24 protein-coding genes and 2 pseudogenes are annotated in these 21,080 nt (G+C 60.8%); 12 read left to right on the top strand and 14 right to left on the bottom strand.

The features are described from left to right. The first annotated feature begins 163 nt into the window (after positions 1-163). Entirely contained in the window at positions 164-1,519 is a 1,356-nt protein-coding gene (gene gdhA / locus ACU0FH_RS18240) for an NADP-specific glutamate dehydrogenase (RefSeq protein WP_446196133.1), read from the top strand. Positions 1,520-1,533: 14 nt separating this feature from the next. On the opposite strand, the gene ACU0FH_RS18235 is transcribed toward gdhA, so the two are convergent. From ACU0FH_RS18235 to ACU0FH_RS18225, 3 genes are all read right to left on the bottom strand, one after another. Next, on the bottom strand, positions 1,534-2,268 hold the full coding sequence (locus ACU0FH_RS18235) for a pseudouridine synthase (RefSeq protein ID WP_446196132.1): 735 nt from the start codon (positions 2,266-2,268) through the stop codon (positions 1,534-1,536). A 555-nt stretch (positions 2,269-2,823) separates the two neighbouring features. After that, a complete protein-coding gene (locus tag ACU0FH_RS18230; RefSeq protein ID WP_446196130.1) occupies positions 2,824-3,237 on the bottom strand; it encodes a PAS domain-containing protein in 414 nt (137 codons plus the stop codon). A 2-nt stretch (positions 3,238-3,239) separates the two neighbouring features. Then, complete coding sequence (locus tag ACU0FH_RS18225; protein WP_446196129.1) at positions 3,240-3,986, bottom strand: 5-formyltetrahydrofolate cyclo-ligase; 747 nt, start codon at positions 3,984-3,986, stop codon at positions 3,240-3,242. 77 nt (positions 3,987-4,063) lie between these two features. Between ACU0FH_RS18225 and ACU0FH_RS18220 the strand changes: the two genes are divergently transcribed. After that, complete coding sequence (locus ACU0FH_RS18220; RefSeq protein ID WP_446196128.1) at positions 4,064-4,480, top strand: Rrf2 family transcriptional regulator; 417 nt, start codon at positions 4,064-4,066, stop codon at positions 4,478-4,480. 92 nt (positions 4,481-4,572) lie between these two features. Here ACU0FH_RS18220 and ACU0FH_RS18215 read toward each other — a convergent pair whose 3' ends face one another. Then, the gene (locus ACU0FH_RS18215) at positions 4,573-5,031 is read right to left on the bottom strand and encodes a hypothetical protein (RefSeq protein WP_446196127.1); all 459 of its coding nucleotides are present in this window, start codon (positions 5,029-5,031) and stop codon (positions 4,573-4,575) included. Between the two features lie 617 nt (positions 5,032-5,648). On the opposite strand from ACU0FH_RS18215, the gene ACU0FH_RS18210 reads away from it, so the two are divergent. Next, positions 5,649-5,963 carry a DUF1127 domain-containing protein gene (locus tag ACU0FH_RS18210; protein WP_446196976.1) on the top strand — a complete coding sequence of 105 codons (315 nt, stop codon included), beginning with the start codon at positions 5,649-5,651 and terminating at the stop codon, positions 5,961-5,963. A 93-nt stretch (positions 5,964-6,056) separates the two neighbouring features. Then, positions 6,057-6,233 carry a hypothetical protein gene (locus ACU0FH_RS18205; protein WP_446196125.1) on the top strand — a complete coding sequence of 59 codons (177 nt, stop codon included), beginning with the start codon at positions 6,057-6,059 and terminating at the stop codon, positions 6,231-6,233. 509 nt (positions 6,234-6,742) lie between these two features. Here the strand turns inward: ACU0FH_RS18205 and ACU0FH_RS18200 are convergent. After that, positions 6,743-6,919: a transposase gene (locus tag ACU0FH_RS18200; RefSeq protein ID WP_446196123.1), complete on the bottom strand. Its 177-nt coding sequence runs from the start codon at positions 6,917-6,919 to the stop codon at positions 6,743-6,745. A gap of 571 nt (positions 6,920-7,490) precedes the next feature. Here ACU0FH_RS18200 and ACU0FH_RS18195 point away from each other — a divergent pair. The 6 genes from ACU0FH_RS18195 to ACU0FH_RS18170 all read left to right on the top strand — a co-directional run bounded on the left by ACU0FH_RS18195 (position 7,491) and on the right by ACU0FH_RS18170 (position 14,123). Then, the gene (locus ACU0FH_RS18195) at positions 7,491-7,745 is read left to right on the top strand and encodes a hypothetical protein (protein WP_446196122.1); all 255 of its coding nucleotides are present in this window, start codon (positions 7,491-7,493) and stop codon (positions 7,743-7,745) included. A gap of 211 nt (positions 7,746-7,956) precedes the next feature. Then, positions 7,957-9,123, top strand: coding sequence for a hypothetical protein (locus tag ACU0FH_RS18190; RefSeq protein ID WP_446196121.1), 1,167 nt, complete (start codon positions 7,957-7,959; stop codon positions 9,121-9,123). Positions 9,124-9,422: 299 nt separating this feature from the next. Beyond that, complete coding sequence (locus ACU0FH_RS18185) at positions 9,423-9,806, top strand: hypothetical protein (RefSeq protein ID WP_446196120.1); 384 nt, start codon at positions 9,423-9,425, stop codon at positions 9,804-9,806. A 168-nt stretch (positions 9,807-9,974) separates the two neighbouring features. Further along, positions 9,975-10,538, top strand: coding sequence for a hypothetical protein (locus ACU0FH_RS18180; RefSeq protein ID WP_446196119.1), 564 nt, complete (start codon positions 9,975-9,977; stop codon positions 10,536-10,538). A 112-nt stretch (positions 10,539-10,650) separates the two neighbouring features. After that, complete coding sequence (locus tag ACU0FH_RS18175; RefSeq protein WP_446196118.1) at positions 10,651-12,582, top strand: hypothetical protein; 1,932 nt, start codon at positions 10,651-10,653, stop codon at positions 12,580-12,582. Next, positions 12,579-14,123: a hypothetical protein gene (locus ACU0FH_RS18170; protein ID WP_446196117.1), complete on the top strand. Its 1,545-nt coding sequence runs from the start codon at positions 12,579-12,581 to the stop codon at positions 14,121-14,123. The genes ACU0FH_RS18175 and ACU0FH_RS18170 overlap by 4 nt, the downstream gene beginning before the upstream one ends. Before the next feature lie 210 nt (positions 14,124-14,333). Here the strand turns inward: ACU0FH_RS18170 and ACU0FH_RS18165 are convergent, their stop codons facing one another. From ACU0FH_RS18165 to ACU0FH_RS18135, 7 genes and pseudogenes are all read right to left on the bottom strand, one after another. Continuing rightward, positions 14,334-14,570: a hypothetical protein gene (locus tag ACU0FH_RS18165; protein WP_446197016.1), complete on the bottom strand. Its 237-nt coding sequence runs from the start codon at positions 14,568-14,570 to the stop codon at positions 14,334-14,336. After that, positions 14,554-15,021 carry a DUF433 domain-containing protein gene (locus ACU0FH_RS18160; protein ID WP_446196116.1) on the bottom strand — a complete coding sequence of 156 codons (468 nt, stop codon included), beginning with the start codon at positions 15,019-15,021 and terminating at the stop codon, positions 14,554-14,556. The genes ACU0FH_RS18165 and ACU0FH_RS18160 overlap by 17 nt, the downstream gene beginning before the upstream one ends. A gap of 239 nt (positions 15,022-15,260) precedes the next feature. Then, positions 15,261-15,428 carry a hypothetical protein gene (locus tag ACU0FH_RS18155; protein ID WP_157792107.1) on the bottom strand — a complete coding sequence of 56 codons (168 nt, stop codon included), beginning with the start codon at positions 15,426-15,428 and terminating at the stop codon, positions 15,261-15,263. After that, entirely contained in the window at positions 15,425-15,619 is a 195-nt protein-coding gene (locus ACU0FH_RS18150) for a hypothetical protein (protein ID WP_085889854.1), read from the bottom strand. The genes ACU0FH_RS18155 and ACU0FH_RS18150 overlap by 4 nt, the downstream gene beginning before the upstream one ends. Before the next feature lie 12 nt (positions 15,620-15,631). After that, positions 15,632-15,859 carry a hypothetical protein gene (locus tag ACU0FH_RS18145; protein WP_198431828.1) on the bottom strand — a complete coding sequence of 76 codons (228 nt, stop codon included), beginning with the start codon at positions 15,857-15,859 and terminating at the stop codon, positions 15,632-15,634. After that, a pseudogene (locus tag ACU0FH_RS18140) lies at positions 15,831-16,385 on the bottom strand (LLM class flavin-dependent oxidoreductase); the annotation flags it as partial. The gene ACU0FH_RS18145 and the pseudogene ACU0FH_RS18140, both read right to left, overlap by 29 nt. 21 nt (positions 16,386-16,406) lie before the next feature. Next, on the bottom strand, positions 16,407-16,793 hold the full coding sequence (locus ACU0FH_RS18135) for a hypothetical protein (RefSeq protein WP_446197015.1): 387 nt from the start codon (positions 16,791-16,793) through the stop codon (positions 16,407-16,409). Between ACU0FH_RS18135 and ACU0FH_RS18130 the strand changes: the two are divergent. Beyond that, positions 16,677-17,151 (top strand): annotated as a pseudogene (locus tag ACU0FH_RS18130) (tyrosine-type recombinase/integrase). The gene ACU0FH_RS18135 and the pseudogene ACU0FH_RS18130 overlap by 117 nt on opposite strands. A gap of 193 nt (positions 17,152-17,344) precedes the next feature. On the opposite strand, the gene ACU0FH_RS18125 reads toward ACU0FH_RS18130, so the two are convergent. Together ACU0FH_RS18125 and ACU0FH_RS18120 are read right to left on the bottom strand one after the other, a co-directional pair. Further along, positions 17,345-17,770, bottom strand: a complete 426-nt coding sequence (locus ACU0FH_RS18125) for a response regulator (RefSeq protein WP_446196115.1) — start codon at positions 17,768-17,770, stop codon at positions 17,345-17,347. Then, positions 17,736-19,166: a sensor histidine kinase gene (locus ACU0FH_RS18120; RefSeq protein WP_446196114.1), complete on the bottom strand. Its 1,431-nt coding sequence runs from the start codon at positions 19,164-19,166 to the stop codon at positions 17,736-17,738. Before ACU0FH_RS18120 ends, ACU0FH_RS18125 begins: the two co-directional genes overlap by 35 nt. A gap of 427 nt (positions 19,167-19,593) precedes the next feature. On the opposite strand from ACU0FH_RS18120, the gene ACU0FH_RS18115 reads away from it, so the two are divergent. Then, positions 19,594-20,628: an IS110 family transposase gene (locus tag ACU0FH_RS18115; RefSeq protein WP_446196113.1), complete on the top strand. Its 1,035-nt coding sequence runs from the start codon at positions 19,594-19,596 to the stop codon at positions 20,626-20,628. Positions 20,629-21,080: the final 452 nt, after the last annotated feature.

Here is a 21,080-nt window from a genome sequence, read left to right as displayed (position 1 = left end):
ACCGCCCCACAACCGCACAACACCCACTTCGACGTCATCCTGCGCGAGAACGGTTTGCGCGACAGTCGTGGATCAAATAGCTGATTAGCAAATGGGCGCTCGTGGTGCTGATGCACACATTTTCCGCACCCAGCCAACACCACCCTTTGATGCGACGAGGCACATGAACAATATCGACGAAAAGCTACAACCGATCCTTGCCGAAGTGGCGAGGCGCAATGCCGGCGAGCCGGAATTTCACCAGGCCGTGCACGAGGTGATGGAAAGCCTCGGGCGCGTCGTGGCAAAGCACCCTGATTATCTCGAACAAGCGCTCATCGAACGGATCTGCGAACCCGAGCGCCAGATTATCTTTCGCATCCCTTGGGTTGACGACCAAGGGAATGTCCAGATCAATCGAGGATTTCGCGTCCAGTTCAACTCGTCCCTCGGCCCATACAAGGGAGGGATGCGCTTCCACCCGTCCGTCAATCTGGGGATCATCAAGTTCCTGGGCTTCGAGCAGACCTTCAAGAATGCCCTGACCGGCCTGCCGATCGGTGGCGGAAAAGGCGGAACGGATTTCGACCCCAAGAACAAATCCGACGGCGAGATCATGCGCTTTTGCCAATCTCTCATGACCGAACTGCACCGCCACCTGGGCGAGCAGACGGATGTTCCGGCCGGCGATATCGGCGTTGGAGGACGTGAAATCGGATACATGTTCGGGCAATACAAGCGCCTGACCAACCGTTATGAATCAGGCGTGTTTACCGGCAAGGCCATCGCCTACGGCGGGTCCCGCGCCCGGACCGAGGCAACTGGTTTCGGCAACGCCTATTTTACCAGGGCCATGCTTGCAACGCGCCAGAGCGACTTCGACGGTAAGCGCGTCGTGGTATCGGGTGCGGGCAATGTCGCCATCCATACCATCGAAAAGGTGCAATCCTTTGGGGGCACGGTCATCGCCTGTTCGGATTCCAGCGGTTACGTCATAGACGAAGCCGGGATTGATCTTGCCCTGCTCCAGGAAATCAAGATCGTGCGCCGAAAGCGCATTTCGGAGTATGCCCGATTGCGTGGGGACGGGGTTCATTTTGTGCCTGCCGGGAAAGGCTCTGTCTGGGATCTACCTTGTGACGTGGCAATGCCCTCGGCCACCCAGAACGAACTTACGGGCAAGGACGCGAAATCACTGGTCAAGAACGGCGTTCTGGCTGTCGGCGAAGGCGCGAACATGCCCTGCACCCCCGAAGCAATCCGCATCCTGCGCGAGGCCGGCATCCTGTTCGGCCCCGGCAAGGCGGCGAACGCGGGGGGCGTTGCAACGTCGGCACTGGAAATGCAGCAGAACGCCAGCCGTGACCGTTGGAGCTTTGAGCAGACCGAACAGCGGTTGGCTCAGATCATGAAAAGCATCCACGACAGATGCGCCGAAACTGCCGATGAATATGGCGCCCCCGGCGACTACGTCCTGGGCGCGAACATCGCCGGTTTCGAGCGGGTTGCGAAAGCCATGCGGATGCTGGGAGTGATCTGAGCCGATCCCCTCGATCATCGAAAGACGAGGGCGATCTCTTCCTGGCTCAGCAGCTTCCATCGACCGGGAGCCAGGGTCTCGTGCAGGCAGAGATCGCCCAGGCGTTCACGTCGCAGAGCTTCGACGAAATTGCCGGTGGCGGCGAACATGCGGCGAACTTGGTGGTATCGGCCCTCCGTCACGGTGATCAGGGCTTCGGTTTCTGAGATTATGTCCAGCACTGCGGGCGCCAGGGGTTTGTCATCGCCTCTGAGCGTGAGCCTACCCGACGCAAACAGAGCGGGTTCCGTGCGGTCGAGTGGACGGGCAAGCGTGGCCCGGTAGGTTTTTCTGAGCCGGCTTCTGGGGCTGCTAATACGATGCAGAAGGTCTCCGTCGTCGGTCAGAAGCAAAAGGCCCGAGGTCTGTTTGTCCAAACGCCCGATAGTTGAAATTGCGGGTTTGCGGCTTCGCCAGCGCGCAGGCAGCCTGTCATAGACAAGCTCGCCTGCCTCCTTGTGCGAACAGGTCACGCCCAAGGGTTTGTTCATCATGACGACCAGGCCAGAAAGCGGATCAAGCGGCCTGCCCGCAACCGTCATGCGGCGGGGCAGGTCCGCGCTGACAGGGATGCGGACGGAGGCGTCCAGGATCTCAGCCTGATCGAAGACAATGCCACCAGCCCGCGCCAGCCGCGCGATGTCCTTGCGGGCACCATATCCCATCGAGGACAAGAGCCTGTCTACACGTGTGAATGAACTGCTGGACAAATCCGGTGATCCTCGTAAGCGAAATGCACCACGCCGGGCTCTTGCGGCTCTGTCGTCATGGTCGGCCCCACCCAGTCAGTCCAGTTTGAATGCTGGAGAATGACCGGCTTTCGGTCCATCGGGGCGATAGTTTCGGGAGCCGGAGGGTGATAGCCCAGAGCGCTATGGGGTCACTTGCTGTTGTGGAGCTTCCTCCGACGCTCGATCAGAGCCACCGCTTTTCTCACACTATGGGAGATTTCTCCGTTGGACATTTTGTCGCCGGGCCGGGCATTGAAGCTCTCGCAGCATCCGTTTTCCCTGAGTAAGCCCATTTCGGTGTAGGCTGTCCCGGCCACGGTTGTTGAATCCAGTGCCTAACAGCTTGGGCCGCGAAGTCCGAACCATAGCGCGACCGTTCATTCAGCATCCTGATACGAGACCGCGCGGGGAGGCGGTCGGCTACTTCCATAGCCGCGGGCCATGTTTCGACGATCAGATCGCAGAAGACCAAGTGGGTAGTTTGGCGATCCGCCCTTTCAGAACACGCAGCGAGAGAGCGCCTCGACCCTCCCCTCAACCGCGAAGCGCGCGCCGCAACCTCTTACGTTCTTCGAAGTCCTCCGTGACGTCGCGCATGATCGCCGCGACCGCCTGCAAGTCACCGTCCTCGCCGCGCAACGGAACGATGGAGAACTGGATCGAGATTTGCGCTCCGTCCTTCCGGATTGCTGGAACTGACAGAAGATCGCCTGCGCCATATTTGGTTTGGCCGGTCCGCATGGTGGCCTCGTAGCCGATCCAGTGTCGCTCGCGCAGTCGCTCCGGCGTGATGATGTCCAATGACTGGCCAAGCGCCTCCCCCTCTGCAAAGCCGAATATCCGCTCCGCGCCCCCGTTCCAGACGCGAATGATACCTTTGCGGTCCGCGACCACCAGCGCATCGGGCATACCCTCGAATAACTTTCGCGCAATCTGCTCCCTGTCCATCGTTAGCCTCCGACTTCGGTCCCACGCTCGGTGAGTATGACATCCATCGGAATATCGTGGGGTTGCGGATAGATCGTGGGCAGCTGCGCCGCGGCGAGTCCCACACCGATGCTGAAGGGCCGCGACGACAGCGCCGCCAGGGTTCGATCGAAGTACCCTCCACCATAGCCAAGCCGATAGCCCTCGGGATCCCAGCCCATAAGAGGCGCGAGAACGACATCCGGCATCACCTTCGGCGCGTCCCGTGGCGGCACAGGGATATTCCAGTATCCGCGCTCCATCCGCGTCTCCGGAGTCCACAGGCGGAACACCAGGGGCGCCGCCCGCGTCTCCACCAGAGGCAGCGCAATGCGGCGACCAGACGCCTGCATCTTGGCCATCAGAGATCGCAGGTCCGGCTCGTCCTTGATCGGCCAATAGAAGGCGACAACCCCGTCGCCCGTGCCGGCAGAGTGCACTGCAAGTATTCTCTTCAGTCCTGCCATCAGCGCATCACCTGTTGCTTTCCTCTGGTGCGAGGAAAGCGTCTGACGCGCCTCACGAAGCCGCTTGCGTTCCGCCGTGCGCCACCGGGCCACGTCGCGCGCTTGTTCGGGATCTACGCCCAAGGGATCGAAATACCCAGGATCGACCTCGGCCGCCATGCAGGGCGGGGAGGCAAAACTTCCCTCACTCTTGAAGCTGTTGAACCCATTGCCCATGTCCGAACTCCGAAATGCAGGTGTAGTCTCTCTCGCGGTAAGATCCATTTACCCGCGCTGGGGCTGTTCACTCTTCTGGATAAGCGCCATAATAGGCACTGTAAATACCACTTCATGGATGGCAAATGCGCCTTACCTCATTCACCGACTACGGACTCCGCATGCTGATGCGCCTTGCCAGCGCGCCGGACCGCGCTTTCTCCACGGCTGATCTCGCCGGGGAGTTCCAGCTTTCCCGCAACCATCTCATCAAGATCATGCAGAAACTCGGCCGGGCCGGGTTGGTGCAGACACGCCGTGGAGGCGGTGGCGGTGCCACATTGGCTCGCGCCCCGGAGGAGATACGGTTGGGGGACGTGGTTCGCCTGCTGGAAGAGGGCCAAGCGCTTGTCGAATGCTTCCAACCGAACGGTGGGGACTGCACGATCGACGGATGCTGTCGCCTGAAGACCCGGCTTCGGGTGGCCGAGATGGCCTTTATCGAGAACCTGAACCGCTCGACCCTTGCTGATGTCGCCCTCCCCGCACCGGAACCCGCCTGACACGGCGATCGTGGCGCTACTTCGGCGAAGATTGACCGACACGGCACGTTACACACGGTTCCTTGCCGCAGATCGGTCTGCTACTCGACGCGTCAGACCGGTTCCACTGTTTCGATCTTCAAAACGCCCACAATGACAGTGCGACCGTCTTCTTTCTTCAGGGGCTCTTCTTGGTGTCTTGACATGCCCAAGAGTGTTGCGCCGAGCAAGGACCCCACCGGAATGCGACCCGGCCGTTCTACTATGCTCATCGTCAAAATGCCCTTCTGTACCGGGCCATTGCTTTCAGCATATGTAATGCGTTTCATAGGCAATGCGATTTGGTCGATGCCTTTGCCAACCGCTTTCCCGGCCGTTCGCATCTTGTAGCGCAGGATCCCTTCTACAAGATGCGGCATGTTCTGTGCCGCAGGGTCATCCCGAGAAAGCAGCCACTCGATGTCGGCGCGGTCAGAAGGCCTAAGAAAGAACTCGGCATCGTTGAGGTGTTTTTCTGGCGTGGTGTCGTAAGCATAGCTATTCGGCACCCGCACATGTTGTGCGTTGGTCATGTTTGTCTCCCAGGGACTGAACTCTGCAGACCCGATGTCTCTATCAAAATGTTCGAGAAATCCCCGGGTGGCCGTGAACGCGGTTACGCGCTCGCCGCCCGGGCAGGGAGGCGGTTCAGAAGCAGAAACCGGAAGAGGCTTTCGTTCGTGACCATGCTTATAGGCTATGCAACAATTAGGTTCTGTCAACCGTCACGGCCGTGGTGCGGCGAAGTGGCACCACTACGAGAGACAGCTCTCACTGCTGCGCGACGATAAACCGAGGTCTTTGATCTCCTTTAGAGGGGCATCATCCATGAGCCTCGTCCGCCTCTGATGGCGTCAGTGCCAGAAGGTCGCAGGCCACGCCGTGCTCTTGATAAACACACGCGCATTGCCGATATCTCGGTCATGACCATGTTCAGTCTTCATACGAGGTTCCTGCTCAACGCAGGAAACACACTGAACCGCCGGTAGCCCCGGGCGGGATCAGGCCGCTTGCCGATCCGCGCCTCGGGGTCTTCTCGATCTCTTACAGATCAGTCGAAGTGACAAACGCGCCAAACTGGCCGGAAGATCACGCCTGTGCGGGTCGCCCGGCTGACGTGGTGCGTGCGTCTCGGTTCAGTTTCTTCGTCATGGAGCATGACATGCACCCCCACGTCTTCAAATCCAATACCCCTCACTTCCCACCCCCTCGAACGGCCAGCCAGCGCAACCGCAAGCCCGGAGCGTTTCGACGTTGGCTCCGGACCACATTTCTCCAATGGCAACACCGGAAGATGATCGAAACTCTTCGAGGCATGGACGATCGCCTGCTGCGCGACATCGGGATTGATCGCAGTGATATCCCGCGCGTCGTCGATGGTCTCACGGAGCGCGAAAGGCGCATGCGCCCGGTCTCTTCGGACGTGGAGCATGACTACAGGCGGCGCCGCAACCAGGCGGCATAGCTTCTCATTTTCCCACCAATCAAGCGCACCATTGCATCGCAATGGTGCGCTTCCTTCACCGTGAGATGGCTCGTGATAGAAAGGAGCGACGAAATGATGATTGGCAAGGCAGACTTCGAGCGCCTGCTCCCCGAAATATTCCGGGTCAGGGACAACGAGAGCCTGACCGGCCAACCGAGTGCCGAGTGCGTGGCGCGGTGGGAAGATGATGGTGGTCGCACCGCACCGGCAAAAACCCCGCCACCAGCCGTTCGAGGTGGCTTCGTCTAACCCCTCCCGCCGTTCTGGCTCATTTGACGCGAACCGATTCCCGCACGTTAATTCATGAGTTTTTTCACGACCGGCTCGGAGATTGCTCCGGCGTCAATCCGCGGGATAGATTCCCGACCCGCCGTTGCGCAGATGCGCTCCTTCCGACGGCCGGGCCGCGTCGATCCGACCGGGAGCCATCAGATGCCGGACTTTGTGTCCGTGAAGCAGCAGGTAGTCCGTGATGATCCGTCGGTGACAGACCCGTGACCCGCTTGTTCATTTCGGTGGTCCCGCAGGCCAAGTAGACCCGAACGCCTGTTCCCGGTCCGATCATGCCGCTTCCACAGCTCCGATCAATCGGGTCAGCGCCTCTCCATCCATGCCGCTGTCGAACCTCAGGCAGCGGCCGTTGCTCAGCTGCAACTCGACCATGACGGATTGCGCTGGCGCGGGGCGCTCGCCGGCGTCCGCGCCTCACCAAAATCGACCGGAATGAAAACGGCCCCGCGATCCGGCGACCATAGGCCCTACTTCTTCAGGTCACGCCGCCAGCCGTAAATCTGGGAGCGCGTTATCTCGTGGGGCTGCGCGACCTGCGTCACCGACGCACCGCCGACGCCGACGCCGACCTCCGACAGGATCTCGAGCTTCTCGTCTTGGCTCCACCGCCGGCGCCGCTCAACGCCCAGAGCCTCACCCAGCATGGCTCCTCCGAATAAGCCACGTCGTTAAGGTCGTCGTTATGCACGATGCACGTGTCTTAGCTCAGAACACCGCCGTCAGGCAGGCGGCTTCAATCGGCTGGTTACTCTCAAGCGGGCCTCACGCGCGCCTTCATCACACGCCCTGAAAGTCTCTCGCGACGGGTTTTCCGCCTCCATGACATTTCGGGACGCCCGAAACCGGCCATATGTGCCTCTATGGGCCCCTCTGAGACAAGATATAGACCGCCATCCCATCCCCTTCGGGTCCTCCGATTTGCAGGATGCTATCTGATACGAGCCGTAGCACCAAAATTGGGGCAGCCGCTGCCCCGGAAGATGCCGATCTGATCAGCCTACGGCTGCGCGCCGCAGCAGACCTCACATCTCGACACCCCCGAGACAGCAACCATCTCAGCTCCCGCCCAAGAAAAGCGGGAGTTTTTACTCGCACGTCTGCGAGCCAGTGCCGGACCGATCTTGCCAGGTCCTGTTCCAGTCGTAGACCCCGCTGCGCGCCGCAGAGCCTCGCCTGTTCCAGTCCCTGCCGAGGTGCACCCGACACGAAGAAGAAATGGATCGTTCGCCAGAGAAGAAAAAGGATCCGGTTGATTTTTCTTCGAGCGGCCGTCCGGTGCCCGCAAGACACCACCAAATCAGCCACTTCGCGGCTCTTTCAGAGGGATTCAGGATTCTCTTGATTCAGAGGCGAATTCGTTTCCGGTTATCAGAGCCTTACAGCCTTGATGTCGCAATTTCCCCGCAAGATGACGCAAAAACCCCGGAAGATGACGACATTTCCCCGCGGCTTGACGCAATTTCTCCGTGAGATGACGAGATTTTCCGGCACGAAAAAGAGTCGCGTATCCCGATCATTTTGCAGTATTCCCTCCGCCTTCTGCGCAAGAAACATCCCCTCTGACTGCAACTGCAGAGACCTCATATCGCGGTCAGCTGAGCACTTGGAGTAGATGCCAGACGTAGCGTCACTCTTGCTGCGGATCGCTTCTGTCCCCCGTCGTTCGACCAACATCTTGCTCATGGACATTAACCGCACTTACGAGGCTTTGACCTCCCCGACCCCGCCCCAGCACCTCAAGAGAGCTGGCACGCCGTTCGCAACCGCAAGCGCTCTTGCTCTGTTGGTTCAGATCGAGTGCGCGCCGCTTCTTGCGCTCTCTTATTCGGCCGAGGACCTCCAGGCGAGGTTTCCCCACGACCAGGTTCCTCTTCGCGCGCGCGGTGTGTTCAAGCAGGAACTGACCCGTTACCTGGCTTGGCGACGAACACTCTTCGATCTGTTTCTTCTTGAGACCGGTTCATTCGCGGACCGAGACGTGGTTGCCGGTTTTGAGCGCATCGCACGTCTGCAATTCGGCCGACACGCAAATGCACTATACATCCTTCGTCACGCTCTACCGCCCGAATTGGAGATCAGGGAGCTCACCTCCGCCACCGCACTTCAGATCGACCGGCGCCTCCCAGGTAAGACGCGCCCGCCATATCGCGCAGCCCTCGCATTGCTCGACCGGCTGCAGGGCGCGCCGCTTGCTGCCGGGAGCCGCCATCTGCTTCCATCGGAGATCATTGGCCGGTTACCGGCCCCGAGTGGGCATCTCTACCACGCTCCATTACCGCCGCGGCTTGCGGCCACCTACTCCAATGCGCCCCCTCTCGTCAGAGCAGCCATGCCGTTCGTTTACCGGCTCTCCCTAATGACCGGCATCCTGTCACAGGATCAGGATCCATCACTCGACGAGTTAGCCTCAAAGAGCATGTCGCTATGGGGTGTCGATCCGAATGATCATGGTTTTCGGCGACCGTCGCAGGTCGCTCTGAAGGCGTATATCAGGAACATCGGGAACCACGTTCAAGTCTCGTTCAGCGCTCCGAAACAGAAGCAATCGGCGCTTCTGGAAGCTTGGTCAGACCTGCGGGAGCAGATGCGCGCGCACGGCAAAGAGGCATCGATCCAGCGAACATTCGGCCTGTCCAGATACGCGATCCGGGACGAGGTATCGCCTGCCCAAATCACGCCGACATGGGTGCGAAAGACCGTGCAGTCGCTCCATGGATACCACCGCAACGCGTTTCGAAGCGGTATTTTCATCCTGGACGACCTGATCATCGATGAGAGCTTTCCTCGCCGCAACCTGCCGCGTGAGATCAGCGGACTGGTACGGGAAAGACGACAGCCGAAGGCCTGATCTTTTTCCTCGACGATCCGGCCAGAGAAGAATTCCTCCCTTGGGCCGGCCAGTCAGCTGGCCCGACGAAATCGGGGTATGAGCACCCCAGATTCACCCAGATTTTCGAACTTTTTTCTTCACGATTCCAGCATCCGGCCAATCTCGTCTTCGAAAGGGAAACAGGACACGCCGAGAAAGTCTCCACTCGCGCCTGATCCTCGACAAACTTGACGGTCGTGTCGGCATCCATGCCGTCGCATCCCGGAAACGACCATTGAGCAGGAACTGCTCCCGGGCCCACGAAATGGAGATTATCCATGAACTCGATTGCCCTCACGCCGCTCCCGTCCCCCGTAGGCGAGACCGTCCTCCATGTCGCGTTGTCGCGCCTCGGTGCGTATCTCGATGACGAATCCGGCTCCCTCGAAGCCCTCCTGAAGCTCGCGGGGCGCTCGGCAGCCGCCGATGACATCCGCGCGCTTCATGCACTGCATCTCGACACCGACGCCACTGAGGAAGACCTTCGACAGCTGCTGATGCAGGCACAAACACTCGTGGTTCGCCTCCTGGACACTGTGCGAGCGATCCCCCTCCATGCGCGGTTCAGCTCCGCTCCGTCCGATTTCGACGCATGGCTACGCTGGTCGGGCGCGCGGCTGCAGGATGTCTGCAAGACCCTGTCGCGAGCTCTCGCGAACTGAGACGTAGAACGGCGGAGGCTCCAACGTAGTCGGAGATTCTGTATTCACCAGATTCGGAGGTTCCCAACGGGCCTGCGGCGCCTGAGAACCGAATTCGGTAGTCGCACCCGGTCATCTTTTCCGACCTGACAACCAGGGACCCATCTCCTCGGAAAGGAGATGGGTCCCATGCGCTTCGAGCTATTCCAAGAACCAATCGTTCCGGCGTCCGCCGCTGGCTTCACGACCGAAGAACTGCGGCGCTACCTCGGTGTCGGCAAGAACAGCGTCGCGCTTATCGCGCAGCGTGTCGGTATCGAAAACCTGCACGGCATCTACCCGGAATGCATCGTCTGGCGGCAGCTCTTCGGGCTCGGAGCGGCGGACGAGATTGCGCTGGCAGCCCTGCGCGAGCCACTCGCAGACATCAACTGGGTATCCAAGGCGACAGGCGTGCCGCAGTCGACCATCCGCGACCATTTCCGGTCCGGGCGTTGGCAATATGATCGTGGGGTTCAATTGGGCGACGAGGATGGAGCAAAGCCTCCTCGACTGCGTCGATGGCTTCCTGCCCTGATCCGGAACCGTACACTCGGCTCGCCTCTCCCGGCCTTCACACGCGTTGCATCGCTTACCGTCACTCCCGGCGACCCTGGCGAGGGGCCCGCCTTCCCGCCCGAGAATGCTGACGATCCGTCGTCCGCGGACGTATTCACGGCGCTTTTTCCCGATCCGACTGCGATTTCCCGATAGCGCCGAAAATAACAACCCCATGGCAGTTTTCGGCGTTGGTAAACTTCCGAGTTTTTATTACCGCGATCCCGATAACGGCCAATCTTCCCGATAACGACAACATCAAGAGGACATGAAGTTGACCGGCAACGCTCCAACCATGCTCGATATACTACGCTTCGGCCAGGCCCTCGAAGGCGGAACCGAGCAGCAATACGCGACACATTTCGCAAGGATGTTCCGCAAGCGCGGATACCGCGATCGCCATCTGGAAACGCTCGAGGGAACCCTGGAGGTGTATCTCCAGGTCGCGCCGAAATACCGGAAAGGCAACGCTGATCTGAACGCGAGGATCCGCGACTGGGGCATCACCCCCCGCACCTACAAGCAATACCAATCGGACGGGCGACGGATGGTCGAAACTTTCTCAGGCGAGCTTCAGAGGCGGCTCGCGCGGCGCGGACGGCAGGACGGTTTCGCACGACTGCAAGCCGTCCTGCCAGACCTGATCGATGCTGTCCTGCTCAAGGAACAGCAAGCCCGCAACCTGCCGAGGCTCATCGATCTCGCCCGGGCCAGGGGCTGGGACATGTGCGACATCACGCGAGAGCGGATCATCTCCCTGCGCGAAGATTGCCTGAGCACAGACGAATGGACCCGCGTCAAGCAAGCGGCTGGGTGCCTGGACTACCTTCGGCAATTCCCGACCTGCTTGTCGCTCCTGCCGAAGGACGAGATCGGCACTCTTGCCGGTGTCCTCCGGCTTGACACGCAACTCCCGGCGTCTCTGGACGAGGAGGTAAAGTCTTGGGTCCGAGAAGCGACGGTGGTCTACCACGACGACATGCACACGGAGGAGGCTCGCTGTGCTACGGCCCAAGAATACTCGGATAGCTGCAAGGCAGTCTACATCGCCGCCCTGCGCACCTACGTACGGGCAGTCAAGGATGACTGCGACATTGACGCTGTGAACGGCCTCACTGCCCTGTTCCGGCCTGAACTGATCGAGAAGACGTTGATCCGGCTCTGCAAGAAGTCCGGAACCTCCGGAGGACTCGCTCCGCGCACCCTGTTCTCCTATGCGCTGAACCTGAAACGGGCCCTGACCACTCAAGGCCTTGTCGAAGAGGCCGCAGTGGTCGAACGGCTCGTGAAGACGCTGCCAGTGCTCATCGAAGGGCAAGCGGCCAGCAAGATGATGTCTCCGAAGGTCGAAGCCTGGTGCCGGGACCTTCTGAACGACCCCAGTGCCATGGAGCTCTTCGAAGCTCAGCATTTCTTATATGCTGAAAAGGCGCTCGCGGCGATGGAACTGGCCGACCTTGAAGGCATCGACCTTCTCGCCTTCAGCCGGTCCCCGAACACGCAACCACTCACTCCCGAACGATCACGCCTCGCCGCAGATCTTCTAAGACAAGCCAGGATGTACGGCACCTGCGCTGCCTTTGCCGCGATCGAGCTCGAAGGGGCCCCGTTTCGTAAATCGAATGTCATCGCCGACCTGAGGTCCTCGGGCCACCCGCAAACCTTCTACGACCACCGTGCCGACAAGACGCGGCCGCGGCTGGCAATTCATATCCCGAACGAACTTCTGAAGAACGGCGACGCCATGAACCGGCGCAGCCAGCATTTGCCCCGCTTCGTCTTCGAGAGGGATGAGCTCGGGGGCGAAGGCTATCGCATCCTGACATTTTACCTGTCGCGCATCCGTGCCCTGTTCGGCGGGGCAGATCTTTCTGATCACGTCTTCCCCGCACTCGAAGCCGAGTCCCGGTCTCTCGTAATCTCGACATTCGATGGCTGGCTTGCCGAATGTTCCACGAATATCGGGCTCCCGCTCCTGCCGCACAATTTCCGACACGGTCTCTGCACGATCGAGATCTTCCATGATCCGACCTGCTACCCGGAGCTCGAGACGCTGACCGGCGACACCGAGAAAACCCTGCGGCAGCACTACGCGTTCGTCGACCGCGAGCGGCAGAGCCGGTCCTTGCAACGGAAGAGATACGAGCGGCGCGCCCAACGACTGCATGCCTCGCCACATTCGGCGGGGATACCAGCATGAAGATCCACCAGCTCCTCGAAAAACCAGTCTGGAGAAGTCTCGCGCAACGTCCCGGGTTCGCCGGCTTGTCCGTCCAATCGATCGAGACGACAAACGGATTCTTCGAGTTCATCGTGGCGCACAGTCTCGCGTCACCAACGGCCGGTGATATCCGGAATTGGCTCGGCGATTGCGCGGAGCCCGAGCGTTCGCTACGGATCGATCATCTCCAGGACGTTTTTGCCGTCTGCCAGCCGTCATTCCTTGGAGCCATCCGGGAAGCGCGTCGTTTCGCGCCTCCCAAGTCTCCCAAAAACCCAGACTCCAAAGCCGCGCACCCTGTGCCCCTTGAACCGCGGGGAAACAAATCTCGCGTGCTCCGGCCGGTCTACGAAACGCATGATTGGGATCCAATAGCCCCGCCGACACGGCGCCCGCCGAGAAAACGTGCCGTCTCCATCGCGCCGTGGGACCTCCCTCTGGACTATCAGAGCGAGTTGCGCCGCGCAGCAGACGGGCTTCCCGGCCAAGAGTCGGGCATGCAGGTGCCCGCCCGCAGCATGGTTTTGAGAATGCGCGAAAAGCTCTGTCAATATGCCTGGTCAGCGGCGCAGCAACATCTGGCCCCAGAGCTTGGCCTGACAGGAATAGACGCATACCTTGCCGACCTAAAAACTCGCCTCCTCGAGCGACCGCATGGACTGCGATGGGCGACCATGCGCGCGACGGCCGATGCGCTCCTCCTATTCACCAGATACGAGGGAGCACAGCCCGAGATCATCCAGCATCTCGCCGATTACCGACGAGACTACGATGTCCGGGAGTCTGCTCAGCGCGCCCTCAAGTTCTTCGCGCTGGCGCGCACAGGGAATTCGACGGATCGGATCCTCGACATGGCCGAGGCACTCCTTGCAGCCGTCGATGCCGAGGAAAGGCCCAGAAAACGGCACCAGATGCGCAATGGCGCGGCCATCCTTTCTATCTTCGCCAATGCGCCGCTTCGCAACGCCTCAGCCCAGCTCGCGTTCGGTGAGAGCCTGTTCTGGAAGCACGACGAATGGGTGATCCGGAGTGAAATCCAAAAAACCCACGCGCGGCGGCCGGAACCGTTCGATTTCCCTCTCCACCCAGAGGCAGGTCGTTTCGTCGATGCGCTTGTCCTCGGGGACGCGTCTCCGGCCATGCTGCCCACTCTGAGGGAAAAGCTGATCCGGGACAGACGCCAGCTTTTCGTGCTGCCCGACGGGCATCCGGCTGCGGCAACATACATCCCGCGCGTCTTCCAGGCCCTCACGGGCAACAGCTTCACGACGCTTCGCGTCATGCTCTACTCGGACGCAATCGCCCATCACGGTGTAGACGGGATCGAACTTGCCAAGCCGGCAGCACATCATTCCAGCACGGAGATCGTGAAGTCCCACTATATCGCCGAACAGGTTGCAGAGATTCACGCGAACAATATCCGCAACCGACGAAGCCGGCGACTGGCAAAGATGCACTCCGAGAAACATCGCGATCTCATAGTTGCCCTCGAGATATCCAGCGAAACCAAGCCGCGATAAAAATCCACAATATGGCGGTGCCTTACTGGCTGAGGTATGGCGCCGCTCATGGCCGAGGCTGTGTGGAAACTGGAAGCTGGAGACCGAGGGGCGGCGGGTTTGTCGGGTTCGTTCTTGCTGACATCGCAAATGTAATTTGATGAGTCGCCTCAGCTCGGGATCGCGACTATCAGGCCGCGGATGCCGACCAGTGCGACCATCCGCTTGATGTTATAGGCGAGGACGTTCAGCGCCATGGGCGGATATGACGGCGACTTCACACTCGATCAGCCGACAGGCGACAATCACCAGGGCAGCATACTGGGACCTGACGGGATCGCCGTCGCCCGGAAGTGCAAAGAAGCGACCGAACCGGTAGCCGCGATAGACTGTCCGATACGAGACGATCTGGCCGAAGTCCTCCAGGATCTCAAGCTCTACGCAGGCTGGATCAATCTCGATCTGCATCGTCCTCTCCTCCAATACCGATGTCATCCGGCACGGTCCCGCGGGCCCGGCGGAGTGCACGGCGGAATCTCGCGTCGTTGGTCTTCCCGTAAGCCAGGGCCACACAGATGTCGTCCTGCGTCAGCTCGGGGAAGTGCTTGATGATCTCCGCGTCGGACATGCCTGATGCCAGCCAGCCAAGGATGTCGGAAACAGTGGTTCGCATGCCCCGGATCGTCGGGCGGCCGCCGCGGATGTCGGGGTCGGCGACGATCAGGCTATGCTGCCCATCTCCATCCACATCAGGCAGAGCGTCTTCGTCGGAGAGCGCCTCCCACGATGCGAGCAGATCGACCAGGCCGCGCTGGTTTCTGGGATTCCGAGCAGCAAGCCGGTCGACCGCGGCGCGTAGTTGCTCGACATGCGCGACCAGCTCCTCGCGGGTCATGTCGGTGGTGGGTTTCCAGGGCATCTGGGCTGGCCTCCCAAAGTCAGTCGTCGAGTATTCGAGACCTGTCGAGGGCGCTGAGCCAAACTTTCATGGCACGCCTGGTCAGACCTCCCCTCGACACCGACAGCATGGACGCCGAAATCGCCTCGTAGCGCGCCGGCTGCTGCAGGCTCCGGACACGCAAGAGCTCATGCGCTGACATGCCAAGCTCGCGGAACTCGGTGTCGGAAATGTCGTCCGTGCACCGGCGGTAGTATTCCTCAGCCTCTGTCATCGAGCAGATGACAGGGCGCGTCTCGGACGAATGCATTGAGGTCTACGCCTTTGTCTGTCTTTCGCGGCCGCCAAGGCCAGAGCATCCAGCCGGCGAGCAACTGACCGGCCCCGGACAGCGCGGCAACGACCAAGAGAGCGGCGGTCTGCGTCATGTCTCCTCCTCCCCGTCCTCGAACAGCTCCCAGCCTTGCCGCAACAGCCGGATCGCCTCGTGCGCACTCGCGTATCGGCACACCCGCCAGTGTTCGCCTTCTCGCCAGACCGTCTCGGGACCGGACATGAGCCGCGCATCGAGTTCGGCATCGGTAAGGAGTTCCGGCGATATGAGGACGCGATGACCCATGTACCGACGATATCACCCAGCCAGAGCCGGGGCGAGGATAGCGTTGACCATGCGCCAGGCGCCGGCCGCGAAGGTGGCGTCGATGGTGAGGGTGCGCCGCAGCGCGGCTTCGCCGAACCGGCCGTTCGTCGACCGTGCAGCAGTCGCATCAGTATCCGGATCTGCTGCGACGTCGCCGCAGAACGGGCCATCGCGAGAGCTGCCTGATCTATCAGCGCCAGCCGAGCGCAGGAGCGACATGCTTCAGTATCGCCTCGATGACATGCGCGTTGTAGTCGACCCCAGCCTGGATTGGGGATCGTCAGCAGTAGCGTGTCCGCCTCGGCGATGCGCTCGTCGCCGGCCAGTTGCGAGGCCAGCCTGTCGGGCTCGTCCGCGTAGCTGCGGCCGAAGATCGCCCGCGTCTGCGCATCGAGATAGCCGATCTTGTCCTGCCCCTGGTTTCCGCGGCCGAAATAGGCGCGCTCCTCGTCCGACACGAGCGGGAAGATGCTGCGGCTGACCGACACCCACGGTGTGCGCGCGCGTGGCCGGCTTCCTTCCACGCGGCGCGATAGGCGCGGATCTGTTCGGCCTGCTGGAAGTGGAAGGCCTGCCCCGTCTCGTCGTCCTTCCGCGTCGAGCTTTGCAGGTTCATACCCGGCTTCGCCGCCCAGACCGCCGTCGCGTTCGAGCCCGCGCCCCACCAGATGCGGTCGCGCAGCCCTTCGGAATGCGGCTCGAGACGCAGAAGGCCCGGCGAGTTGGGAAACATCGGGTTCGGATTTTATCCGGGACCGGCGTCGGTTCAGTCGAGCCGGCGGTCGGCGAACTCCGCGATCAGCGCGGCGAGGCGTTCCCCTTCGGTGCGGTCCATCAGGATCGAGAAGTTGTTCGCGGTCTGCGCGACGTAGTGCTCATGCCCCCTGCCAACCTTCCCGCCATTCGTGCATGTCGATCTGTCTGGAACAAGGGCCGCATCGTCGGCCAGAAACGCCCGCTCCTGCCGAAACACGTCTGGGCCATTCGGGTGCGCCTCAAGATCGCGAAACGCGTCAGGGACCTCGCGCTGTTCAATCTGGCGATCGACAGCAAGCTGCGCGGCTGCGACCTCGTTCAGCTGAAGGTTGCCGATGTCTTTTCGGCCGGTCAGGTCAAGGAGCGCACGTCGATCACTCAGAGCAAGACGCGGCACCCTGTGCTTTTCGAGATCACTGAAGGGACCCGCAAGTCCATCGCCGCATGGCTTGAGGACCCGGCGATGATCGGGTCAGAACACCTCTGGCCTGGACGCTTCCACGAATGGCTGCATATTTCGACGCGGCAATACGCCCGGCTCGTCCGCGACTGGGTGAGATCGATCGGCCTCGAGCCGAGTTTATATGGCACCCCATTCCATGCGCCGGACCAAGGTCGCGCAGATCTACCGCAAGACAGGAAACCTGCGGGCGGTCCAGCTTCTGCTCGGCCATACGAAGATGGACAGCATCGTTCGCTACCTCGGCGTCGAGCTCGAGGACGCTCTGGCGATATCGGAAGCGGTGGAGATCTGACAGGCGGGGCCTTCCCGCAAGGACGGCCCGTTGCTGCCGTTCGCTTCTTAGCCGGGCGCTGCGGCGCAGCTTCGTCGAACCGGTCATTCGTCCATCGCGCAGCATTTTCGGAGGGTGACGGTCGGCAGAGCGGACTTTGCTGCCGTTCGAGTTTTGGCTGTTAAGGTCCGCTCTATGCGGTTTGCGACAGCCGTCATTCGTCCTTGGGGCTATCCGAGATGTTCACGGTTTCGATTGCGCGGCCAAGTTCACCCGAAAGCAGAGGCTTCGACAGCATCGCGAGCGGGCGGATTGCCGCCCTCTCCTCGTCGGTCACCTGATGCATGCTCCCGCTCACGATGATGGACGGAATATCCATCTCCGCACGAAGCACGAACGCCGCATCCTGCCCACGGCTCCCATCAGCAAGCTGAAGATCGACGATTGCAAGATCAGGAACCGACTTTAGGGCCATCTCGATCGCCTTCGTCGCGGTCGCGGCGATGCCGACGACGTCATGTCCCATTTCATCGAGCTGCCCTTCCAGATCAAGCGCGATAAAAATGTTGTCTTCAACCACAAGCACTTTCAGAGCGGCGGCTCCCTCATTCGGGAAAATAGATTCGTGTCCGCCAGCCATTCTTGCCCTCTACCTCGATTGTCCCGCCCAATTGCGACGCCATTCCCCTTATCAAGCGCTGACCGAGACCCGACGATGGTGATTTGATATCCAAACCATTGGCAGCCGGGGACGTTCCGTCATCCGCAACCTCGAGGATGATCGCGGAGTCGCCGTTGCGCCGCAGGCTAATGGTCACGTTGCCCTCGTCTTCTTGTCCGAAGGCGTGCTTGAACGAGTTGGTCACCAGCTCGTTCACCGCCAGGGACAGCGTGATGGCCTTGTCGGTTGGAAGCCGGACCGCTTCCACGTCGAGCGCGATTTTCACGCCCCGGCCTTCACTCGAAAGCGAAGCATCAAGGTGCTCTTTCAACCTTTCCATATATCTGTCGATCTGGACCGAACTGACGTCTTCGTCTTCGTAGAGCGAGGCATGGATCGCCGCGACGGCGTTCACGCGCGCCGTAGCGGCCTTGAGCGACGCGCGCGCCACCGCGTCCTCGGTCGCGGATGCTTCCAGGTTCAGGATGCTCGTCACCATCTGGAGCGAGTTCTTCACCCGGTGATTAACCTCTGCGATCAGGAGGTCACGCGCTTGGACCGCCTCGCGCAGGCTCTCTTCGCGTTCGCGAATCGATGTCACGTCAAGGACGATGCCGACGATCCTGACTTCCTGCGTGTCCGGATCTCGGACAGACTCCCCGTGTCCAATCGCCCATCGCACGGTCGCGTCAGGTCGCACAATCCGGTAGTCGAGATGCAGGTCGGACCCAATTGTGCGCCCGACCCGCTCGATCTCAGCTAAAGTCGTCTCAAGGTCATCAGGATGGATGCGGTCGAAAAACGCCTTCGCCGCTGTGACAGTCTCTCCTGGCTCAAAGCCGAACAGCGCATCCAATTGCGGCGAGCGGGTCAGCCTCCCGGAGGCCGGGTCGAACTCGAAATAGCTGAGCTCTGCGCCGCGCATTGCAGCCCTTCGCTTCGCAGCGTCAGCGCGCTCCCCCAGAACGCTCCGCGTGACGTCTTCGGCTGTATGGATCACGTGGGTCACCCGTTCCGGCTCGGATGCGTCGGCGAAGACGGGTGAGTTCAGGATGCGCCAGTATCTTGTGCCGTAGCGACCGTCGGCTTCCTGGACATCGTGCTGTCGCAACGGCATTTCCTGTGCCTCGCCAGTCGCGACAACTGCGTCTGTCGAGGCCTGCAATTCCGCCTCAGCGTCCGCGTTCGGGTCATCGGGATTGGCCGGAAAGGCCTCGAAAACCCGGAACCCGATCAGTTCTTCGGACTGGCGGCCCAGCATCGCGCAATAGCGTTGGTTCGCCGCGACGATCCGGAGGTCCGGCGTGAACACCATCTGCGCCGTCGGCGCTGCGTCGAAGAAAATGCTCAGATCGATACCGCTGACTTCATCCATTCTGGTGCCCTCCAGCAGCACGATTTAGCGATAGCTCAGCCCAAATATACAAGCTTCAGGAATGACGGTTGTCGATTCCCCGCGTGATGTTGGAAAAACGGATACCAAACAGACCCTTGGGTGGGCAAGGCGCGTTTCTAGGGCTGCGATATAGCTTTTCGATTGTCAGTAGCCCTCGAAGATGAACACTGGTCTTGCTGCGACAAGTCCCAATGGCCGGTTCAGGGACGTCACCTGAGGTGGCTAATTGGCAGCTAAGGTACGCTCGCGGCTACGTTAATGTCGGCTTTCAGCGCTTCCAATCCGTTTGTGCTTCGCGCAGCAATTGGGAAGTTTGGGCTCGAAGCGTGCGTAATTGGGCTGACCCTGAACTGAGGTCGAGCTCCCGATAGGATCATAGGAAATCTGTGAGCAAGGGAGATTTCGAATGGAACATTATGTTGGCTTGGATGTGTCGCTGCGGTCCTGCGCGGTTTGTGTGGTCGACAGCAAAGGTACGATCCTGCATGAGCGAGACGTGCCGTGCGAGATTGAGGAGATCGCGGGGTATCTGAACGCGCTTCCCGTTTCGATCGAACGCGTCGGGTTCGAGTCCGGCACCTTGAGCCAGCATCTGTTCTACGGATTGAAGGCAAAAGGGTTCGAAGTTGTCTGCATGGAGGCACGCCAGGTAAGCGCAGCTCTTTCGGCGATGCGGAACAAGACGGATCGCAACGACGCCCGCGGCATCGCTCAAATCCTGCGGACGGGGTGGTTCAGCTCCGTTCACATGAAGAGTCGGGAGGCACATGGGGTTCGAGCCCTTCTGAGCACGCGGAAGGCACTGCTGAGCAAGACCATTGATCTGGCCAACGAAGTGCGTGGCCTCCTGAAGATCTTCGGCGTTCGGCTGCCGAGGACGGTGAAGCATGGCAGCTTTGACGGTGTGGTCCGGCCGATGATTGAGATGGACGAGGTGCTGGCTCACGCCATGCTGCCGCTGCTCGACGCCCGGTTGGTTCTGTATCAGCACTTTCTGGAGCTCGACCGACGGGTCAAACGCGCCGCCAGTCGGGATGAGGTCTGCATGCGCATGATGACTGTGCCCGGGGTCGGCCCGATCGCGGCTCTGACTTTCAAGGCGGCGGTCGATGACCCTGCGCGGTTCAAACGATCTCGTACCGTGGCCGCCCACTTTGGTCTGACGCCCCGGCGATACCAGTCTGGCGAACACGACAACCCAGGCCGGATATCGAAAGCCGGAGATCGAGATGTGAGGGCAACGCTCTACGCCGCCGCCAATGCCTTGCTCATGCGAACCATGGCCGGGTCGCAGATCAAGTCCTGGGGCATGCGCTTGATGCGCACCAAAGGACGCCGCCGTGCGGTTGTGGCCGTTGCGCGCAAACTGGCCGTCCTGCTCCACCGCATGTGGGCGGACGGCACGGAGTTCCGTCCAGAAAAGGTGGAGGGCATGGCATGATCTGACCGCCCAATATCGATCTGAACGGGATCGTCCTCACCGGACGAGGTTCGTGGATGAAGCCGAAAATGTCTGCTGCGCCATCAAGCGCGTCTCAAAGCGAGGCTCTCCACAACCAATCCGACACATGCGTGCAGCGATACCCCACGTGGCATCAAACAGACTGCGAAGAGAAGCGTGACCCGGATGAGTGACAATGGTCCCAACCAGTAGGGAAAACGAGCTTGACCCAAATGCCCAATTAGAGAAGCCGACCTTCTCCGCACGTCAGCAAAGATTCCAACTGTTCCCGGGCTCGCGAAGGTCGGGTATGCGGGACAAAGGGTGCATTCGCTGCGGATGCGCAGATGGCTGCTTCAGGTTTGGCGCACCGATAGGACATTGCAGCAGGTCGCGCCGGTTAGTCCGTATAGCTTTGGCAGGCATCAACTCCGTTGGCTGTCGAGGCAAGT

The organism is Heliomarina sp. (assembly GCF_052826185.1).
Note: the sequence above shows the minus strand (reverse complement) of the source record. Positions and strands in the feature narration are given on the sequence as shown.

What these genes read in the sequence shown, in the direction of transcription:
- ACU0FH_RS18210 (WP_446196976.1), top strand. Translation starts at nt 5,649, where the DNA reads ATGGAGCATGACATGCACCCCCACGTCTTCAAATCCAATACCCCTCAC.
- ACU0FH_RS18115 (WP_446196113.1), top strand. Translation starts at nt 19,594, where the DNA reads ATGGAACATTATGTTGGCTTGGATGTGTCGCTGCGGTCCTGCGCGGTT.
- ACU0FH_RS18215 (WP_446196127.1), bottom strand. Translation starts at nt 5,031, where the DNA reads ATGACCAACGCACAACATGTGCGGGTGCCGAATAGCTATGCTTACGAC.
- ACU0FH_RS18200 (WP_446196123.1), bottom strand. Translation starts at nt 6,919, where the DNA reads ATGCTGGGTGAGGCTCTGGGCGTTGAGCGGCGCCGGCGGTGGAGCCAA.
- ACU0FH_RS18220 (WP_446196128.1), top strand. Translation starts at nt 4,064, where the DNA reads ATGCGCCTTACCTCATTCACCGACTACGGACTCCGCATGCTGATGCGC.
- ACU0FH_RS18145 (WP_198431828.1), bottom strand. Translation starts at nt 15,859, where the DNA reads ATGTCGCTCCTGCGCTCGGCTGGCGCTGATAGATCAGGCAGCTCTCGC.
- ACU0FH_RS18120 (WP_446196114.1), bottom strand. Translation starts at nt 19,166, where the DNA reads ATGGATGAAGTCAGCGGTATCGATCTGAGCATTTTCTTCGACGCAGCG.
- ACU0FH_RS18230 (WP_446196130.1), bottom strand. Translation starts at nt 3,237, where the DNA reads ATGGACAGGGAGCAGATTGCGCGAAAGTTATTCGAGGGTATGCCCGAT.
- ACU0FH_RS18160 (WP_446196116.1), bottom strand. Translation starts at nt 15,021, where the DNA reads ATGCCCTGGAAACCCACCACCGACATGACCCGCGAGGAGCTGGTCGCG.
- ACU0FH_RS18155 (WP_157792107.1), bottom strand. Translation starts at nt 15,428, where the DNA reads ATGACGCAGACCGCCGCTCTCTTGGTCGTTGCCGCGCTGTCCGGGGCC.
- ACU0FH_RS18125 (WP_446196115.1), bottom strand. Translation starts at nt 17,770, where the DNA reads ATGGCTGGCGGACACGAATCTATTTTCCCGAATGAGGGAGCCGCCGCT.
- ACU0FH_RS18180 (WP_446196119.1), top strand. Translation starts at nt 9,975, where the DNA reads ATGCGCTTCGAGCTATTCCAAGAACCAATCGTTCCGGCGTCCGCCGCT.
- ACU0FH_RS18185 (WP_446196120.1), top strand. Translation starts at nt 9,423, where the DNA reads ATGAACTCGATTGCCCTCACGCCGCTCCCGTCCCCCGTAGGCGAGACC.
- ACU0FH_RS18175 (WP_446196118.1), top strand. Translation starts at nt 10,651, where the DNA reads ATGAAGTTGACCGGCAACGCTCCAACCATGCTCGATATACTACGCTTC.
- ACU0FH_RS18195 (WP_446196122.1), top strand. Translation starts at nt 7,491, where the DNA reads ATGGATCGTTCGCCAGAGAAGAAAAAGGATCCGGTTGATTTTTCTTCG.
- gdhA (WP_446196133.1), top strand. Translation starts at nt 164, where the DNA reads ATGAACAATATCGACGAAAAGCTACAACCGATCCTTGCCGAAGTGGCG.
- ACU0FH_RS18190 (WP_446196121.1), top strand. Translation starts at nt 7,957, where the DNA reads ATGGACATTAACCGCACTTACGAGGCTTTGACCTCCCCGACCCCGCCC.
- ACU0FH_RS18205 (WP_446196125.1), top strand. Translation starts at nt 6,057, where the DNA reads ATGATGATTGGCAAGGCAGACTTCGAGCGCCTGCTCCCCGAAATATTC.
- ACU0FH_RS18225 (WP_446196129.1), bottom strand. Translation starts at nt 3,986, where the DNA reads ATGGATCTTACCGCGAGAGAGACTACACCTGCATTTCGGAGTTCGGAC.
- ACU0FH_RS18150 (WP_085889854.1), bottom strand. Translation starts at nt 15,619, where the DNA reads ATGGGTCATCGCGTCCTCATATCGCCGGAACTCCTTACCGATGCCGAA.
- ACU0FH_RS18165 (WP_446197016.1), bottom strand. Translation starts at nt 14,570, where the DNA reads ATGCAGATCGAGATTGATCCAGCCTGCGTAGAGCTTGAGATCCTGGAG.
- ACU0FH_RS18170 (WP_446196117.1), top strand. Translation starts at nt 12,579, where the DNA reads ATGAAGATCCACCAGCTCCTCGAAAAACCAGTCTGGAGAAGTCTCGCG.